The sequence below is a fragment of the Variovorax sp. OK212 genome, assembly GCF_900112425.1.
In the GTDB taxonomy this organism is placed as follows: domain Bacteria; phylum Pseudomonadota; class Gammaproteobacteria; order Burkholderiales; family Burkholderiaceae_C; genus Variovorax.
The window spans coordinates 87,094-104,608 of record NZ_FOLP01000004.1 but is presented as its reverse complement, the minus strand read 5'-3'; the positions used below and the strand labels follow the sequence as shown (position 1 = coordinate 104,608).

Genomic DNA, 17,515 nt, shown 5'->3' with positions numbered 1-17,515 from the left:
TTACGTGGCGGCGAGCAGGCGGCCACGGTTGAAGAGGCCGTGGGGGTCGAACTCGCGCATCAGCGCGCGCTGGATGCGTTCGACGGGCGCGCTCATGGCGTCGAAGCGCGGCACGCCGTCTTGCGCATCGGCATCGGCGTTCGCATTCGCACTCATGGCCGGCCGCCGGAACAGCGTGGCGTGGCCACCCGCCGCGCGCGCGATCTCGCGGATGCGTGTGGCCTGTTCGGGCGCGGCCTTGTACCAGCGCTGGCCGCCGTGCCATTCGATCAGCGGCGCGGCGCCGTCGAGCGCGAGCACCGGTGCGGTCTGCGGCACCGACAGCCGCCACAGCGCGTCGGGGCCCTCGGGGTTGGCGAACCACGGCAGCTGCTGGTCGCGCAGCGATTGCCAGTCGGCGGCGGCGCGCGCGTTGTCCTTGCGCTCGCCGCCGAGGTGCGCGCATGCTGCTTCCACGGCCGCGACGGCGCCGCGAAGGCGCAGGTACAGCGCGCCCGCGCCGGCGTGTTCGAACCAGCAGCTCGCGTTCAAGGGCAGCGGCCGGCCGCCCCATTCGTTGAGCAGGCGCAGGGCGTCGGCCTGGCCGCACGCGAATTCGAGCGTGGCCTCGGCGGGCGGCACGGGCAGCACCTTGAGGCTGACCTCGGCGATCACGCCCAGCGTGCCGAGCGAGCCCGCGAGCACGCGCGACACGTCGTAGCCCGCGACGTTCTTCATCACCTGGCCGCCGAAGGTCAGCACCTCGCCGCGGCCGTTGACCAGCGTGGCGCCGAGCACGTAGTCGCGCACCGCGCCGACGCTGGCGCGCGCGGGGCCGCTGAGGCCCGCGGCGACCATGCCGCCCACGGTGCCGGTGCCGGTGCCGTTCCCGTGGCCGCCGAAGCGCGGCGGCTCGAACGGCAGGCACTGCCCTTTCTCGGCCAGCGCGGCTTCGAGCTCGGCGAGCGGCGTGCCGGCACGCACGGTGACGACCAGTTCGCTCGGCTCGTAGCTCGTGATGCCGGTGAGCGCGCGCATGTCGAGCAGCTCGCCTTGCGGCGTTTCGCCGTAGAAATCCTTGGTGCCGCCGCCGCGGATGCACAGCGGCGTGGCGGCGGCGGCCGCGGCGCGGATGCGCTCGGCAAGGTCGTGGAGTGCGGTGTCCATGGCCATCAGAACCTCGGAAGATCAGGATGCTGCAGCTTGCCGCCGCGAACCACCTGCTTGCCGTATTCGGCGCAGCGCTGCAGCGTGGGAATCACCTTGCCGGGGTTCAGCATGCCCTCGGGATCGAAGGCCCGCTTGACCCCGAACATCTGCTCGTTCTCGCTCGCGGTGAACTGCACGCACATGCTGTTGAGCTTTTCCACGCCCACGCCGTGCTCGCCCGACACGGTGCCGCCCATGGCCACGCTGGTCTCCAGGATGTCGGCGCCGAAGAGCTCGCAGCGGTGCAGCTCGTCGGGGTCGTTGGCGTCGAACAGCACCAGCGGGTGCAGGTTGCCGTCGCCCGCGTGGAACACGTTGCAGCAGCGCAGGTTGTATTTCTTCTCCATCTCCTGGATGGCCAGCAGGATGTCGGCCAGCCGCTTGCGCGGAATGGTGGAGTCCAGGCACATGTAGTCGGGGCTGATGCGGCCCGAGGCGGGGAAGGCGTTCTTGCGCCCGCTCCAGAACTTCATGCGTTCCTCTTCGCTGTTGCTCACCGCGATGGCGGTGGCGCCGCAGCCGCGCAGCACGGCGGTCATGCGGCCGATTTCCTCTTCGACCTCCTCGGGCGTGCCGTCGGACTCGCACAGCAGGATGGCCGCCGCGTCGAGGTCGTAGCCCGCGCGCACGAAGTCTTCGACCGCGGCGGTCATGGGCTTGTCCATCATCTCCAGGCCCGCCGGAATGATGCCGGCCGCAATCACCGCGGCCACCGCGTCGCCGGCCTTTCGCACGTCGTCGAAGCTGGCCATGATGCAGCGCGCCAGCTGCGGCTTGGGCACCAGCTTGACGGTGACCTCGGTGGTCACGGCCAGCATGCCTTCGCTGCCGATGACCAGCGCGAGCAGGTCGAGCCCCGGCGCGTCGAGCGCGTCGCCGCCGAACTCCACGGGCTCGCCCTCGGCCGTGAAGCCGCGCACGCGCAGCACGTTGTGCAGCGTGAGGCCGTACTTCAGGCAATGCACGCCGCCCGAGTTCTCGGCCACGTTGCCGCCGATGGTGCAGGCGATCTGGCTCGACGGGTCGGGCGCGTAGTAGAGGTTGAACGGGGCCGACGCCTCGCTGATGGCGAGGTTGCGCACGCCGCACTGCACCACGGCCGTGCGGCTCACGGGGTCGATCTTCAGGATGCGGTTGAACTTGGCCAGCGACATCGTGACGCCCATGGTGTGCGGCATGGCGCCGCCCGACAGCCCGGTGCCCGCGCCGCGCGCCACCACGGGCACGCCCAGCCGGTGGCAGGTCTTGAGCACGGCGGCCACCTGCGCCTCGGTCTCGGGCAGCGCCACCACCAGCGGGCGGGCGCGGTAGGCGGTGAGGCCGTCGCACTCGTAGGGCGTGGTGTCTTCGGCGTGCCAGATCAGCGCGTGAGCTGGCAGATGGGCCTGGAGCGCACGCACCACCTGGGACTGGCGCTCTGTTTTTTGTAGCGAATCTTGCTGCGTGGGGGTGAGCGGCGCATTCATGCGGCGACCTCTTTTCTTCTGTTCGCGGGATGTCCCGGAGTATCTGGTGGCTCTGCGCACTCTACGGACATTGCGGCCGCCGCGGGTTGAAGGATTTTTGCCGGGTGCTTGAGAGAACTTCGCGCCCCGGCCCTCCCTGCCCGTCCCTGCCCTTCGCTTCCTCTATCTCAGGCTCTGCTCGAGCCAGTCGGCGAAGGCCGCGCACTCCCAGCGCTCGAGCGTGCCCGGCTGCCAGCAGATGTAGTGCCGGTGCGGCGAGGGCACGGCCTGCTCGGACAGCGCCACCAGCCGCCCCGACTCGAACCACGCCGCGCCCATCTTCTGGCGCACCAGCGCCACGCCGAAGCCGCTGGCGGCCGCGTCGTACACCAGCCCCAGGTCGTTGAACTGCGAGCCCATGAGCGGCTCGGGCTGGTCGAGCCCGCAGCTCGCGAACCAGGTGCCCCAGGGTTCGAGCGGGCTGCGGATGAGCCGCGCGCTGGCGATCTCGGCCGCGGTGCGAAACCCCGTGAACGGCCCGAACTCGTTGAGGTAGCTCGGGCTGCAGGCGGGCACCACCTGCTCCTGGAGCACCAGGCGGTGCTCGCAGTCGGCGTAGCCGCCGGGGCCGTAGCGCACCTCGAGGTCGGCCTGCTCGGCCGTCACGTCGAGCAGCGGAATCGACACCTGCAGCACCAGCTCGATGTCGGGGTAGATGTTGCGAAACAGCTCCAGCCGCGGCATGAGGAACTGCCGGCTGAAGGTGGGCGTGACGGCAATGCGCAGCCGCGTGGCGCGCTGCGCGGCATTGGCGCCGAGCGGCGTGGCCTGCAGCGCCGCGAGCCCCGTGCGCACGTTCGCCAGGTAGGCCGCGCCGTCGGCCGTGAGGCTGAAGTCGCTGCGCCCGAAGAGCTTGAAGCCGACGTGCGACTCGAGCTGCCGGATGCGGTGGCTCACCGCGCTGGGCGTCACGCAGAGCTCGTCGGCCGCGCGGCCCGCGTGCCGCAGCCGGGCCACGGCCTCGAAGGTCAGCAGACACTGGATCGGCGGAATGTGCTGCAGGGCCATGTCCGGTGGCGGGCCCTCAGTCTTCGAAGAAGTCAACCGGCAGGCCGGGCGTGTCCACGCGCATCGAGATCACCGAGCCCGAGGCCGGGCGCTGTTCGATCTCGGCGGCGGGCCGGCCCTTGCGGGCGCTGGTGACGAACAGCGTCTTCAGGTCGTCGCCACCGAAGCACGGCATGGTCGGGCACTGCACCGGAACGGGCAACGCGGCCACGATCTCGCCCGAAGGCGCGAAGCGCAACAGCTGCGCGCCTTCGAACATCGCCACCCAGTAGTGACCCTGCGCGTCGACGGTGGCGCCGTCGGGGCGGCCCTGGTAGCCCAGCGGCGCCCCGGTGGTCCAGCCCTCGCGCTTGGCGTCGAACTGGTGGAACACGCGGGCGTGCGAGAGCGAGTTGCCTTCGGCGTCCCAGTCCCACGCGCACACCACGTGCGCGGCGGTGTCGGCCCAGTAGAGCGTGCGCGCGTCGGGAGAAAACGCGAGCCCGTTGGCGGTGGTGGACTCGTTGGCCATCTGCGTGATGGTCGGCGAGATGCCGGTGCCGGTGCGCGCGTCGAGGCAGTAGAGCGCGGCGTTGGCGCGGTCCTTGGCCTCGTTGAGCGAGCCGCCCCAGAAGCGCCCGAGCGGGTCGCACTTGCCGTCGTTGAAGCGCATGGTGCGCACGTCGTGCTCCACGCGCGCCATGGCCACCAGCTCGCCGCCCCACGCGCGTGCGCGGTAGATGCCGTCGCGCAGCGCGATCACGAGGCCGCCGCTGCGCGCGGGGGCCATGCAGCCGGGCTCGGTGGGCAAGGCCCAGCGCTCGACCGTGGCGGCCGAAGAGCCGACGTCGCCGCGCGTGCGCAGCACCGCGCGACCGGGAATGTCGAGCCAGTAGAGCGCGCGTTCTTCGGGGTGCCAGAACGGCGACTCGCCGAGCTCGCAGAGGCTGTCTTCGATGGTGGTCCACATGGTGTCGCGATTGTGCCCCCGGCCATGAAAGCGACGGGCAAAAAAAAGCCCGCTGGCGCCGGAGCGCTCGCGGGCTGAACATCCAAAGGAGACCTCGCTTGAAAAATCGTTACGAAGAATTCTTCTTGTACATGTGCAGAAGGGGTGGGTGTTGTTGTCGATTGCGAGGCGGCCCGAAGGCAGCCCCGCAAAGGCAGATCAACGGTTGTAGGCGGTCTCGCCGTGCGAGGTGATGTCGAGGCCTTCGCGCTCTTCTTCTTCCGACACACGCAGGCCGATGGTCAGGTCGGCGATCTTGTAGGCAATGAAGGCCACCACGCCGGACCAGACGATCGTGAGCGCCACGCTCTTGATCTGGATCCACACCTGTGCGCCCATGGCGAAGGTGTCGGGCGTTGCGCCGCCGGTGCCGCCGAGGCCCTTGGCTGCGAACACGCCGGTCAGGATGGCACCCAGGATGCCGCCCACGCCGTGCACGCCGAACACGTCGAACGCGTCGTCGGCGCCGAGCATGCGCTTCAGGCCGCCCACACCCCACAGGCAGACCAAGCCGGCCAGCAGGCCCAGCACGATCGAACCCATCGGGCCGACGAAACCGGCGGCAGGCGTGACAGCCACGAGGCCGGCCACGGCACCGGACGCAGCGCCCAGCATCGAGGCCTTGCCCTTGTGCAGGCTTTCACCCAGGATCCACGACAGCGCCGCGGCGGCGGTGGCGAGCACCGTGTTGATGAAGGCCAGGCCGGCAACGGCGTTGGCTGCACCGGCCGAGCCGGCGTTGAAGCCGAACCAGCCGACCCACAGCAGCGAGGCGCCGACCATGGTGAGCGTGAGCGAGTGAGGCGTGAACGCTTCCTTGCCGTAGCCGACGCGCTTGCCGACCATGTAGGCACCGACCAGGCCGGCCACACCGGCGTTGATGTGCACCACGGTGCCGCCGGCGAAGTCCAGCGCGCCGTCCTTGCCCAGCAGGCCGCCGCCCCACACGATGTGGGCGATCGGCACGTAGCTGAAGGTGAACCAGATCACCGAGAACAGCAGCACGGCCGAGAACTTGGCGCGCTCCGCGAAGGCGCCGACGATCAGCGCCACGGTGATGGCCGCGAAGGTGCCCTGGAAGGCGACGAACACGTATTCGGGAATCGTGGTCAGCGCGCCGAAGGTCTCCTGCGTGATGCCCTTCATGAAGATCTTGTCGAATCCTCCGAAGAAGTTGCCGTCACCCGAGAAGGCCAGGCTGTAGCCGTAGATGGCCCACAGGATGCTGATCAGCGAGAAGATCACGAAGACCTGCATCAGCACCGACAGCATGTTCTTCGAGCGGCCGAGGCCGCCGTAGAACAGCGCCAGGCCGGGGATGGTCATCAGGATCACGAGCAGCGTGGAGGTCAGCATCCAGGCGGTGTCGCCGGAGTCGATCTTCGGTGCCGGAGCAGCGGCAGGCGCCGCGGCTGCCGCTGCGGCGGGGGCCGCGTCGGCTGCAGCAGGCGCGGCCGGGGCCGCGGGAGCGGCTGGCGCGGCGGCAGCCGGTGCCGAAGCGGCAGGCGCTTCGGCCGGGGCAGCGGGCGTTTGTGCAAGGGCGGCGGTGCCGGCAGCCAGCACACTCAAACCGAACGCAAGAGAGACAAGCAGTTTTTTCATAATCGTTGTTCTTTCGGGCCTGGACTCGATCAGAGGGCTTCGCGGCCCGTTTCGCCGGTGCGGATGCGAACGACCTGTTCGAGGTTGTAGACAAAGATCTTGCCGTCGCCGATCTTGCCGGTGCGGGCAGCACCCTCGACGGCCTCGATCACGCGATCGACGAGGTCGTCGGAGACGGCCGCTTCGATCTTGACCTTGGGCAGGAAGTCGACCACGTACTCGGCGCCGCGGTAGAGCTCGGTGTGGCCTTTCTGGCGACCGAAACCCTTGACCTCGGTGACGGTGATCCCCTGCACGCCGATGGCCGACAGTGCTTCGCGCACCTCGTCGAGCTTGAACGGTTTGATGATGGCTGTGACCAGCTTCATGAGTTTTCTCCTTCGGATGGAAATGAAACGGTGCGGCAGCGTGGGCCGCACCTCGTTGTTCTGTGGCTTACAGCGTCTTCGTCAGCGTGAGGATGAAGCGCGCCTTGTTCGGCGAGTAGGTGGTCTGGCCGAAGGTGCCGAAGCCGTAGTCCACGCCCGGGTTGCTCACGGCGAGGTACGAGCTCTTCTTGTTCGCGCCCTGCACCGAGCCGGTCAGCGACAGGCCGTTGCCGAAGTCGTAGCTGGCACCGACGTTGTAGTCGACGTAGCTCTTGTAGCCCAGGCTGCGGATGTCGCTGGACATGTTGGTGTAGCCGACCGCTGCCTTCAGCGTGACCTTGGGCACGATTTCCTTGCTGTAGGCCAGGTTCAGGTAGCCGGTGTTGGTGCCCTTCAGGCCCGAGCCGGCCTTGTTGCCGGCGTAGCCGAAGTAGTCCTTCGACACGGTGTGCGAGTACTTGGCGGTGAACGAACCGAGGGTTTCGTTGGCGTAGGTGCCCGCGACATACAGCTCGGTGGTGTTGCCCGAGGAGTTGCCCGGGTAGATGTAGGTGAGCGCACCGACGTCCATGTCCAGCGGGCCGGCCTTGAACTTGTAGCCACCGTACAGGTCCATCTCGATGCTGTTGCCCTTGAGCCAGTTGACGCTGGAGTTCCAGCTGCCCACGTAGAAGCCGCTGTCGCCGAAGGCGTAGTCCAGGCCGCCCTGGATGGCCGGCTTGAAGCCCTTGGTCTTGGCGTAGTCGTTCTTGCCCAGCATGTCCTGGTCCTGGCCGCGGAACTTGTAGTTCGTGGTCAGCGAGATGTTCCCCGTGAGGTTCGGTGCGGGGGCGGGTGCGGCCGCTGCGGCGTCGGTCGTGGCCTGCGCCAGGGCGGCGCCCGAAGCCGTGAGGGCGGTGGCCAGAACGATCAGCGCCTTGGCGGCGGTACGGTGCGTCATCGGGTAACTCCTCGCAAGTGGTGTGTTGTTGGGACCTGGAAGGCTCAAAGCAGGGAGCGTGCCAAACTGCACAAATACGGCCGTGCAAGACGGCGGACGGCCCTTTCTGTGAGAGCCAAATCGTTACAACCCTCGTTGCGAGTGGTTGCAGTTGCACGAGGCGCTGCACCACGGCGGCGCGCCCACCAACGGCGCACCATCTTGGGGAGAGGGAGAAGAATGAGTCTGTCTTTGGTGCAAAGCCGCGCTTTGCTGGGGCTGGAAGCGGCCAGTGTCACGGTCGAGGTGCATCTGGCGAACGGCTTGCCCAGCTTCACGCTGGTCGGGCTGGCGGAAACCGAGGTCAAGGAGGCGCGCGAGCGGGTGCGCTCGGCCATCCAGAACGCGGGGCTGGAGTTTCCGAACAACAAGACCGTCAATCTGGCGCCAGCAGACCTTCCGAAGGACTCCGGCCGCTTCGACCTGCCCATTGCCCTGGGCATCCTCGCGGCCAGCGGGCAGATCGACAACGCCCGCCTCGCCGGCCACGAATTCGCCGGCGAACTCTCGCTGTCGGGCGAGCTGCGGCCCGTTCGCGGTGCATTGGCGATGGCGCTGGCGCTGCACACGCGCGGCGTGGCCACCAGGTTGGTGCTGCCCATGGACAGTGCGCAGGAGGCCGCGCTGGTGCCCGGCGGCGAGGTGTACGGCGCCGCGCACCTGCTGGACGTGGTGCGGCAGTTCGTTGCCGGCCACGACGCGGCGGCGCAGCAGGCAGAACCTGCCGCGGGCGACAACCACGACGGCTGGGCACGCATAGAGGCCGCGGCCGGCGCGCCCGCGCCGCGCTATGCCGACCTGTGCGACGTCAAGGGCCACGCAGGCGCCAAGCGCGCGCTGGAGATCGCGGCGGCGGGCGGCCACAGCCTGTTGATGGTGGGCGAGCCGGGCTCGGGCAAGTCGATGCTCGCGCACCGCTTCGCGGGCCTGCTGCCGGCCATGAGCGTCGACGAGGCACTCGAAAGCGCCGCCGTCACCAGCCTCGGCGGGCGCTTCGCGGCCGAGCGGTGGATGTGCCGGCCGACCTCGGCGCCGCACCACACCTCCAGCGCGGTGGCGATGGTGGGCGGCGGCGCACCGCCGCGGCCCGGCGAGATTTCACGGGCGCACCACGGGGTGCTCTTTCTCGACGAGTTCCCCGAGTTCGCACGCTCCGCCCTCGAAGCGCTGCGCGAGCCGCTGGAGACCGGCGCCATCACCATCTCGCGCGCCGCGCGCAGCGCCGAGTTCCCGGCGCGCTTCCAACTGATCGCGGCCATGAACCCGTGCCCGTGCGGCTACCTGGGCTCCGCGCTGAGGGCCTGCCGCTGCACGCCGGCCCAGGTGTTGCGCTACCAGGCCAAGCTCAGCGGCCCGCTGCTGGACCGCATCGACCTGCACATCGAGGTGCCCGCGGTGTCGGCGCAGCTGCTGCTCGACGCGCCGCCGGGCGAGTCGACCGACAGCATCCGCGCGCGCGTGGTCGCTGCGCGCGCGCACGCGATGCAGCGCCAAGGGCATGCCAACCAGGCGCTGCAGGGCGGCGCCATCGACAGGCACGCCGCGCTCGACGCGGCGGCGCGCCAGTTCATGTTCAACGCGGCGAACAAGCTGGGCTGGTCGGCGCGCAGCACGCACCGTGCGCTCAAGGTGGCGCGCACCATCGCCGACCTGGCCGGGGCCGGCACGGTGCAGGGGGTTCATGTGGCGGAAGCCGTGCAGTACCGCCGGGCGCTCGGGCGCGTGCAGGGCAAATGAGGGGCGCCTTTAGCGCCCGGTGAACGAATAGCGCTGCGCCGTGCGCGCATAGCGCTTGAGCGCATCGACCGCCCCGATGGCTTGCGGCCCCACCGCTCCCTGGTAGACGTTCAGCGCGCCTGACAGCAGCAGCGTCGCATCGGGCGGCGCCACCTCCATGGGCAGGCGGCTGCGCAGCGTTTCCACCGTCTCGCCCGGCACCGCGCCTTCGAGCAGCCGGGTCCACGCGGGCATCAGGTCGGGGCTGCCGGTGGCGACGGCCAGCAGCGTCATCAGCGCGCGGTAGTCGCCCGAGGACAGCAGCGTCAGCCGCTCGCTCGTGAGCCCCGCCTTGACGAGGCGGTACACGTTCATGAAGCGCAGCACGCGCCGGGGCGACAGGCCGATGAACGGCGCGAGCTCGTTCATGTAGCGCGACTCGTCGCCGTCGATCGACAGCGTGCGCGTGTCCAGCCGCTCCAGCGGCGGCGCCACGGGCACGAGCGCGGGCGGCACACCCGGCTGGTCCGAAGGAATCAACCGGTGCTGCAGGAAGCCGCGCGCGCCCTCGGCGTCGAGCGGGCGCACCCAGTAAGGCACCTGGAAGATCTTCTCCAGGTAGTCGGAAGCGCTGATGGCGTCGCGATCACGGGCGCGGTCGGCGGGGCCGGCGCCGTCCTCGCGCCTGTCGGCGACCAGCAGCGCGGGGTACTGCGCCGCGAGCGACTTGCGGATCCACCGCACGTCGACCGCCACCAGCACCACGAACAGCTCGAAGGTCAGCAGCAGGTGCACCGCCTGCAGCACCTCGACGACCTTGTCGGGCGCGCAGCGGTCGAGGTCGTCGATGTACAGCACGATGCGCTCGAACGCTGGCGCCGGCGGAGCCGTGAACGCGGCGGACGCCACCAGCGTGCGGATCTCGTCGGGCGTGAGCACGCGCCTGTCCTTGCGCACGAGCGCCGCGATGCGCTTGCGAAAGGCCGCCTGTTCGCGCGCGATGGCCTCCGGCACCGGCGCCCCCACGGCGGCCACGCCGGCGGCCAGTTCCTCGAAGTCCCTGCGCACGCTGGCCACCAGGCTCAGGTGCCGTGCGTACTGCCCGTCGGCGGCGCGCGCCCGCACGAAGCGGATGAGCCGGCCCGCGCCGGTGCCCGAGGCGTAGTCGAGCGTGGCGCGGGCCAGCCGGTCGCTCGACGCGTCGACCAGCGCCTTGGCTTCCTCGACGTCGGCCGTTGCGCGGGTGAGCGCGCTCTGCCGGTCCTTCACGGCCTGCGCCGGCGCCTGCAGCCGGGCCTCGACCACGGCGTCGAGCGCGGCCTTCGACTTCTCCAGGCGGCCCAGCGCGGCGCGCGAGATGCGCAGCACGCGCGCACCCAGCGCACTCAGGCCCGCCAGCGCGCCGCCGAGCGCCAGAATGCCTTCGTGCAGCCCGCTCAGCGAAGGCATCCGCTGCACCATCAGGCCGGTCGCGGCCATCACCACCAGCGGCGCGACGAACACGGCAAGCACGAACAGCCCGACGAAGCGCCACTTCTGGAACTGGTTGAGCAGGCTCGACCCGAGCAGGCGGGCGCGCCCCGCTTCGTCGGCCAGCGCGCACGACAGGCGCTCCAGGTCGCGCGCGCCGTCTTCCACGCGGCCGAGCCCCAGCGTCTCCAGGCTGTTCTTGAAGGCCCGCACCTCGGCGGCGTCGGCGGCCGGGTCGCCCAGCGCCGCCTTGAACGCCTCCCAGTAGGCCTCCGCGGACACGGTGGCGGTGCGCCGCTGGGTGTTGAGCGCCAGCTCCGCCTGCTGCAGCCGCTCGATGGCGTCGCGCTGTTCGCGCCGGCGCCGCACCAGCTCTTCGGCCGCCTCCAGCGTCAGGGCGCGCGCGGTCGACAGGTTGCCCAGCGCGGCGTCGGCCTGCTGCGCGCCGCTCTTCTCTCGGATCCATCTGTCGAGCTCGGTGAACAGGTGGTCCACCAGGCTGGCCCAGAGGTTGGTCTCGGCGTAGTGCCATGCGTTGAAGCGCACCTGCACGATGTTCCGGTGGAAGGCCGTGTCCTCGGCTTCGGGCGCCTGCGGCGAGGTCTTGCCTTCGGCCAGCAGCGCGATGTGCGCGTGCACCAGCCGCATGAAGAACGACTTGCCGCTGCCCCAGTCGCCGAACACGCCGATGGCCAGAGGCGGCGAGAAGTCGCGCGCCGCCGCCAGGCGCGCGAAGGCCTTGGCCTCGTCGGACACGCCGAGCTGGTCGTCGAGCTTGGGCGCCCAGGGGTCGTCGCTGTGCGGGGTGGCGATGGCGACTTCGGGGTGGCCGGGGTCGAAGTTCGGCGTCGGCGTCGGTGTCGGCGTTGGCAGTGGTGGCGCCGGCGGAACCGCCGCGGACTCGGGCGCATACGCCGACGGGCTTTCCGCGCGCACGTAGGTTGGCGTCTCGAGCTCCGGCACGAATTCGCCGGACGACACCTGTTCCAGGTCGGCCTGCTTTCTCCTCGGCGCCGGTGCCTGCCGTGGCGCGGCCGGGGGCGGCATCGGCGAAGGCGGCGGCGGCGGTGTCGATGGCGGCATGCTGCTTTCGGTCATGGACGGCTCTTCCTGTTCAGCGCTTCAGCGCACCAGCGCGTCGATCCACCGCGCGACCAGCACCTGCTCCTGGTCGAAGTAGTGCGTGTGCGCGCCGCTGCCCAGGCACACGTCGTGTTCGGGTCCGGCCGTCACGGTCACCGGCGGCGACGGCTTGTACAGCGGCGGATCGGCCCACAGCCAGCGCCCCACGTAGTCGCCCGTGGCATAGGCGTTGACCCAGCGGCACACGCCCACGTCGCCGGCCCGGGCCTGCATCACCCACTCGTACAGGTGCGGAAAGCGCGCCGCATAGAGCTGGCGCAGCGGGCAGCCCGCGGTGAGCAGGTCGACCCGGCCTTCCAGCTGCGACCACAGCTTCACGACGCGGTCGTTCGGGCAGGCCTGCGCGAGCCAGCGCGCGCGGTGCTGCAGGTAGCGCAGCAGCTCCGCCGAGATCACCGTGCCCTGGCTGTGCGCCACGATCACCACGTGGTCGTAGCCCTGCGCCGCCACGCTCTCCAGCAGCGCGACATAGCGCGAGAAGATGCGCGCGCGCGGAATGGCGCTGCGCGGAAACTCGCGAAAGTGGTTGTCGACGTCCAGCGCCACGTCCAGCGGCAGCCGCACCCACGGCGCGTAGCGCGACAGCACGCCGCCGAAGGCCGACAGCGCCGCCGCCGCGGTGGCGGCGCTGAGCACCAGCGGCTTGAGCACGAACTCCGACAGTTCCCCCACGCCATGGGCCGCGGCGCCGACCCAGCCGTCGGGCTCGACGCCGAGCCGCGCCAGCGCCAGCAGCACGCCCACGCCGCAGGCCATGAGCACGCTCGCGATGGTCAGCCCCGTCACGAAGCCGTCGAGCCGCCGGTAGCCGCCGGTGAGCCAGCGGCCCAGCGCATGCGCGGTGCCCACGGTCTTGCGGACCTCGGCCAGCACGCTGGGCACCAGCACCACGCCGAGGTAGAGCGCCAGCGCCAGCGTGAGCCCGGCGGCCAGCGCGAAGGTCTCGGTGCTGCGCTGGTAGCGCAGGTGCAGAAAGCTCCCGCCATTGAGAAAGCACAGCAGCCCGCTCTTGAACACCTGCGGGTCGTACGCGGTATGGGCCGCGCCGAGTTCCACGAAGGTGGTCATCAGCGCCCAGATGGCCATGGCCAGCGTCACGAAAGAGGCGATCGACACGAACAGCCCCAGCCGCCCCGTGGCCACGCTGGCGCGCGCGGCGTCGTCGTCGCGCGCCGCCAGCTGGCCGAACACGGCCCACGCAATGAGCAGCCCGCCGGCCAGCAGCCACCAGATGACGATGCCCAGCAGCACGTACTCGACGGTGCGCAGGCCGGCGCGCACCCAGTCGTCGAGGCTGCCGGCGCCGTTGCCTGCGCCATCGGGCCCGAACGAGGCCATGGCCACGTGCGCCAGCAGGGTCAGGGCCATGGCGCCCAGGAACACGAGCCCCGCCGCGCGCATCGCGGGAAAGCGGGTGTCGGCCACGCGCAGGCCGTAGTTGAAGAGCAGGCCCAGCAGCGCCAGCCACGTGAGGCCGATGAGCCAGTGCGCCCACGGCGCCGGCACCAGGCACAGCCCCACGGCCGCCAGCACGGCCAGCGCCACGGCCCAGCTGCGCCTGAGCGGCCGCAGCACGTGCAGGTAGCAGTACCACCAGGCGGCCAGCCCCGGCAGCAGCAGCGCCAGCGCGATGTGGATCCGGCCCGCGTGCGGCGCGGCCAAGCCCAGCCCCGCGATCACCAGGCCGGCCAGCAGCAGCTGCAGGAACAGGTTGGCCAGCACGCCCGAGAACGCCCAGTCCAGCGCCATCTGCAGCCTGATGAGCCAGCCCCAGGCGAAGGCGCCGCGCGTGCGGTGCTTGGCGGCATGAAGGCCCGCGCGGTCGACCGCGTCGCGCCCCAGCTGCGAGAGGCGGAACACCATGGTGAAGAGCTCGGTGACGATGCGCGGCAGCACGCCCGACAGCCGCGACAGGTCGGCCCAGTACATCTCGTGCACGTCCACGCGCCGCTCGATGCCCGAGGCGTTCTCGCGCCGCGTCATGCGGATGCGCGTGGCCTCGTAGGCCTCGTGGCCGGCGCCCTGCCACTTGAACAGCAGGTAGTCGCTGAAGGCGATGCCGGCGTCGGCGGACATGAGGCGCGCGGGGGCGGACTGCGGCCTTCCAGGTGCCGCGGTTGCGGTTGCAGCGGCTGCAGCACTTGCAGAGGTGGTGGCAGAGGCACTGGCGGCCTGCGTTGCCGCCGCGCCGGCCGGCGGCTGGCTGGCGGTGCTCCAGTTGTCGCGCAGGAAGTCGGAGCGCACCGACTGGCGCAGCGCCTTGCGCAGCGACACCGCGGGCGGCTTGTCGGTGCCCGCGGCGGCGGGCGACGCGTCCCGCGGCACCACGCGCTTGCGCGCCGCGCCCTGCCCGTGCGGCCCGCTCTCGACCATCGACAGCAGCGGCGGCACGGCCACGATGTAGCTGTCGCAATCGCCCCGGGTGTAGCGCGCCCGCGGCGCGCCGGCGTTGACCATCAGCGAGGCGATGGCGCGCGCCGTGTCGCCGGCCTTCTGGTCGGCCACGCCGTGGATGACGATGACGGCCACGCGCCCGGCACGGGGCGTGCCGGAGGATGGCGGTGCGGGCGGGTGTGCGGGCGGCGGTGCTGGCGGTGCGCTCATGCGTGCTCCTGCGGAGACGCATTGTTTTCCCGCGCCGCGGCGCCGCGCCATCCCGCAAACGCTGGGTGCGGCCTATCGCCTACGGCCTAGGACCTCGCCGGGCGCGAGGGCAAGGACTTACTTGAACTCGTGGCTCACGACCGGTGCCGACTTGCTGTCCTGCACCGTCACGCGCTGGCGGAACACCTCGAGGTCGCCGTTGCGCACCTCGATGTTGTAGATGCCCGGGCGCAGCGGCAGCGACTTGAGCGGCGGGCTCACGCCGCGGTCCGCACCGTCCACGAACACCTGGCCCCACGGGCGGATGTTGAAGTTCACGCGGCCCATGCCCGGCGGTGCGGCGGGCGTGGTGCCTGCCACCGGCGTGCCCGGCGGCAGTGCCGACGGGTCGACGGCGGCCACGGGCGGCGGCGGCGCGAGCCGGTTGATCTCGGCGATCGCGTTGCGCGCCTCGCGCGCATGCAGGCCGCGGCGATAGCGGCGCAGGTAGGCCTCGTAGCCCTCGCGCGTGTTCTCGGTCTGCGCGAGGTTCCAGTCCTCGGTCTCGGCCGTGGCCAGCGCGGTTTCGGGCGGAATGGTGGTTGGCGGCGGGTTGACCGGCACGCTGTCGAGCGGAGTCAACGGGCCCGTGGAGGCCACGGGTGCGCTGGCCGGCTGGGCTGGTGTGGGCGATGGCGCAGCGCCAGCCACGGCCGTGCCGCCGGCCGCCGGCACGCCATCGGTTGCGCCCGGCGTGCCCACCGCGGCGGCGGTGCCCGTGCCCGGCGGCATGGCGGCGGGCGGTGAACTGGTGTTCGACATCGGCGCGCTCGGCGGCGGCACCGGCACCATGGCGGTCGAGGTGTCCTGCTTGGTCGCGGTCAGGCGCAGGCCGATCCAGCTGCCCACGGCCACCAGCGCCACGACCAGGCTGCCGACCAGCAGCCACGACAGGCCCGACGGCTTCTGCTTGTGCTTCGTCTTCTTCGGCGCGGAGGACGCCGAAGCCGGCGCCGCGGACGGTGACCCGGCCGCGGCGGTCTTCACCTTGGTCGAAGCCGCGACCACCACCGGTTCGGCCGCCGCGGCGGGCGGCGTTGCGAAGCTGGGCGCGCCCATCGGCTCCAGCGGCACCGGTGCCGAGGCGGGCGGGAAATGCTGCGGCGCGAGTTCCGGCGGCGGCGGCGCCGAAGGCACGGGCGCCGCGGGAATGATCACCGTCGGCGCGGCCATGCCGTTCACGTAGAAGTCGCCGAGCTTCATCAGCCCGAGCTCGGCCGCGAAGGCCGCCACGGTCTGCGTGCGGTCCTTGCTGTGCACGGCCAGCGTGTGGTCGACCGCGGCGCAGAACGCCGGGCTCAGGTCGGCGCGGCCCATCGACGACAGCGGCACGTAGGCGTCCTGCACGCTGCGCACCACGGCCGACGGCGGCGGGTGGCCCGTGACCGCGCGGTACAGCACCGCGCCCAGCGCGTACAGGTCGGTCCACGCGCCCTGCAGCAGCGTGTTGTCGTCGGCGTACTGCTCGATCGGCGAGTAGCCCGACTTCACCATCACCGCCACCTCGTCGACCAGGTCGGCGATCGACTTGCGCGCCGCGCCGAAGTCCAGCAGCACGGGCGAATCGTCGTGCTGCACGAAGATGTTGTCGGGCGCGATGTCGCGGTGGAAGCAGTGGCTGCGGTGCAGCGTCTCGAGCGCCCCCAGCAGCGGGCCCAGCATGCCGAGCAGCCAGGTCTCGGTGACCCGGTCCGGCTCGTCGTCGGCCAGGCGGCGCAGCGTGCGGCCCTTGTAGAGCTGGATCGCCATGTAGGCGGTGGAGTTGGCCTCCCAGAAGCGATGCACGCGCACCAGCGCCGGGTGGCTGAACTGCGCCAGCGTGCGCGCCTCGTTGATGAAGCTGCGCAGGCCGGCCTCGAAGGTGGCGGTGAGCCGCTCGGAGCGCACATGCACGCTGTTGTCGCCCACGCGGCGCGCGAGCATCGACGGCATGTATTCCTTGATGGCCACCTCGCGCTGCAGCGAGTGGTCGTAGGCGCGGTAGACGATGCCGAAGCCGCCCTCGCCGATCACCTCGAGCAGCTCGAACTCGTCGAGCCGGTGGCCCACGCCCAGCGGGTGCGGGCGCTCCTGCGGCTCGGCGGGCAGCGTGCCCAGCCCCGAGCTCAACCCGGTACCGTACGTCGTCGTCATGCGCTTTCTCCTCCTGCAGGACCGTGGCTCTTGTGGGTCTTTCGAGTCATTCGACTTCTCACGCCCATGGCACGTGCCCCTGCGAAAACAACTTTGAAAACAGCGGCGTGTTGAGCCCGCCGCCATGGGCCGCGGTGCGCAACGGCGACCCGTCGGCCTGGTTGGTCCACCAGTAGCTGGTGCTGCCGAAGGGGTCGAAACACAGTGGAAGCTCGGGCCAGCCCAGGCGCTGCTGGGCGCTCTCGCCACCGGCTGTAGGCCCGAGGATCGAGAGGATGTCGTCCGAGCCGCCGCTGGCCGTCTGGAAGCCCGCGCGGCCCGCGGCCAGCACCTGGGCGTCGAACTGGTCGGGCGCCACGCCGTGGCGGATCGCCTGCAGCAGCGCGCCGCCGCACTGCCAGTACCACGCCGCCGAGCCCTCCAGCACCGACGGGCGGTAGTTGCGCGCGGCCACCTGCAGCGTGACGCACACCGGGTAGTAGCGGCCCACGCGGTCGCAGCTCGGTGCGATGCAGCCGAACTGCACCGCGTCCACGCCGTGCGTGGCGGGAATCGCGAAGTTCCACACTGGCGCCACCGCGTAGTGGCGCGTCATGGCGTCGGGCCAGCGCTTGAAGCTGCCCAGGCCGTTCTGCATCCAGCGGTCCCACCAGGCCTGCAGCTCGCGCGGCATGCGGCGGTAGAGAAAGTCGCCGGCGGAGGGCAGCTTGCCGTACCAGCCGATCTGCTCGTCGACCGGCACCCAGGCCTGCGGGGGAATGCTGCTGTTCAT

12 protein-coding genes are annotated in these 17,515 nt (G+C 71.0%); 1 reads left to right on the top strand and 11 read right to left on the bottom strand.

The genetic code is table 11. The features are described 5' to 3' along the window. From glcE to BM004_RS14195, 7 genes are all read right to left on the bottom strand, one after another. Positions 1-1,152 (bottom strand): glycolate oxidase subunit GlcE, encoded by a 1,152-nt coding sequence (gene glcE, locus BM004_RS14225; protein WP_371269524.1) that lies wholly within the window; start codon positions 1,150-1,152, stop codon positions 1-3. After that, on the bottom strand, positions 1,152-2,654 hold the full coding sequence (locus BM004_RS14220) for an FAD-linked oxidase C-terminal domain-containing protein (protein WP_093127949.1): 1,503 nt from the start codon (positions 2,652-2,654) through the stop codon (positions 1,152-1,154). The genes glcE and BM004_RS14220 overlap by 1 nt, the downstream gene beginning before the upstream one ends. A 162-nt stretch (positions 2,655-2,816) precedes the next feature. After that, entirely contained in the window at positions 2,817-3,701 is an 885-nt protein-coding gene (locus BM004_RS14215; protein ID WP_093127950.1) for a LysR substrate-binding domain-containing protein, read from the bottom strand. A gap of 16 nt (positions 3,702-3,717) precedes the next feature. Then, entirely contained in the window at positions 3,718-4,650 is a 933-nt protein-coding gene (locus BM004_RS14210) for an SMP-30/gluconolactonase/LRE family protein (RefSeq protein WP_093214254.1), read from the bottom strand. A gap of 198 nt (positions 4,651-4,848) precedes the next feature. Continuing rightward, positions 4,849-6,291 carry an ammonium transporter gene (locus tag BM004_RS14205; protein ID WP_093127953.1) on the bottom strand — a complete coding sequence of 481 codons (1,443 nt, stop codon included), beginning with the start codon at positions 6,289-6,291 and terminating at the stop codon, positions 4,849-4,851. 29 nt (positions 6,292-6,320) lie between these two features. Continuing rightward, a complete protein-coding gene (gene glnK / locus BM004_RS14200; protein ID WP_007833403.1) occupies positions 6,321-6,659 on the bottom strand; it encodes a P-II family nitrogen regulator in 339 nt (112 codons plus the stop codon). 67 nt (positions 6,660-6,726) lie between these two features. Then, on the bottom strand, positions 6,727-7,599 hold the full coding sequence (locus BM004_RS14195; RefSeq protein WP_093127954.1) for a TorF family putative porin: 873 nt from the start codon (positions 7,597-7,599) through the stop codon (positions 6,727-6,729). A gap of 219 nt (positions 7,600-7,818) precedes the next feature. On the opposite strand from BM004_RS14195, the gene BM004_RS14190 reads away from it, so the two are divergent. Next, positions 7,819-9,375, top strand: a complete 1,557-nt coding sequence (locus BM004_RS14190; RefSeq protein ID WP_093214251.1) for a YifB family Mg chelatase-like AAA ATPase — start codon at positions 7,819-7,821, stop codon at positions 9,373-9,375. Positions 9,376-9,384: 9 nt separating this feature from the next. On the opposite strand, the gene BM004_RS14185 is transcribed toward BM004_RS14190, so the two are convergent. The 4 genes from BM004_RS14185 to tagF all read right to left on the bottom strand — a co-directional run bounded on the left by BM004_RS14185 (position 9,385) and on the right by tagF (position 17,515). Beyond that, entirely contained in the window at positions 9,385-11,922 is a 2,538-nt protein-coding gene (locus tag BM004_RS14185; RefSeq protein ID WP_093214249.1) for a P-loop NTPase fold protein, read from the bottom strand. Between the two features lie 24 nt (positions 11,923-11,946). After that, a complete protein-coding gene (locus BM004_RS14180; RefSeq protein ID WP_143072433.1) occupies positions 11,947-14,571 on the bottom strand; it encodes a hypothetical protein in 2,625 nt (874 codons plus the stop codon). A 117-nt stretch (positions 14,572-14,688) separates the two neighbouring features. Beyond that, entirely contained in the window at positions 14,689-16,743 is a 2,055-nt protein-coding gene (locus BM004_RS14175; protein WP_093214244.1) for a serine/threonine protein kinase, read from the bottom strand. Between the two features lie 58 nt (positions 16,744-16,801). After that, positions 16,802-17,515 (bottom strand): type VI secretion system-associated protein TagF, encoded by a 714-nt coding sequence (gene tagF / locus BM004_RS14170; protein ID WP_093127962.1) that lies wholly within the window; start codon positions 17,513-17,515, stop codon positions 16,802-16,804.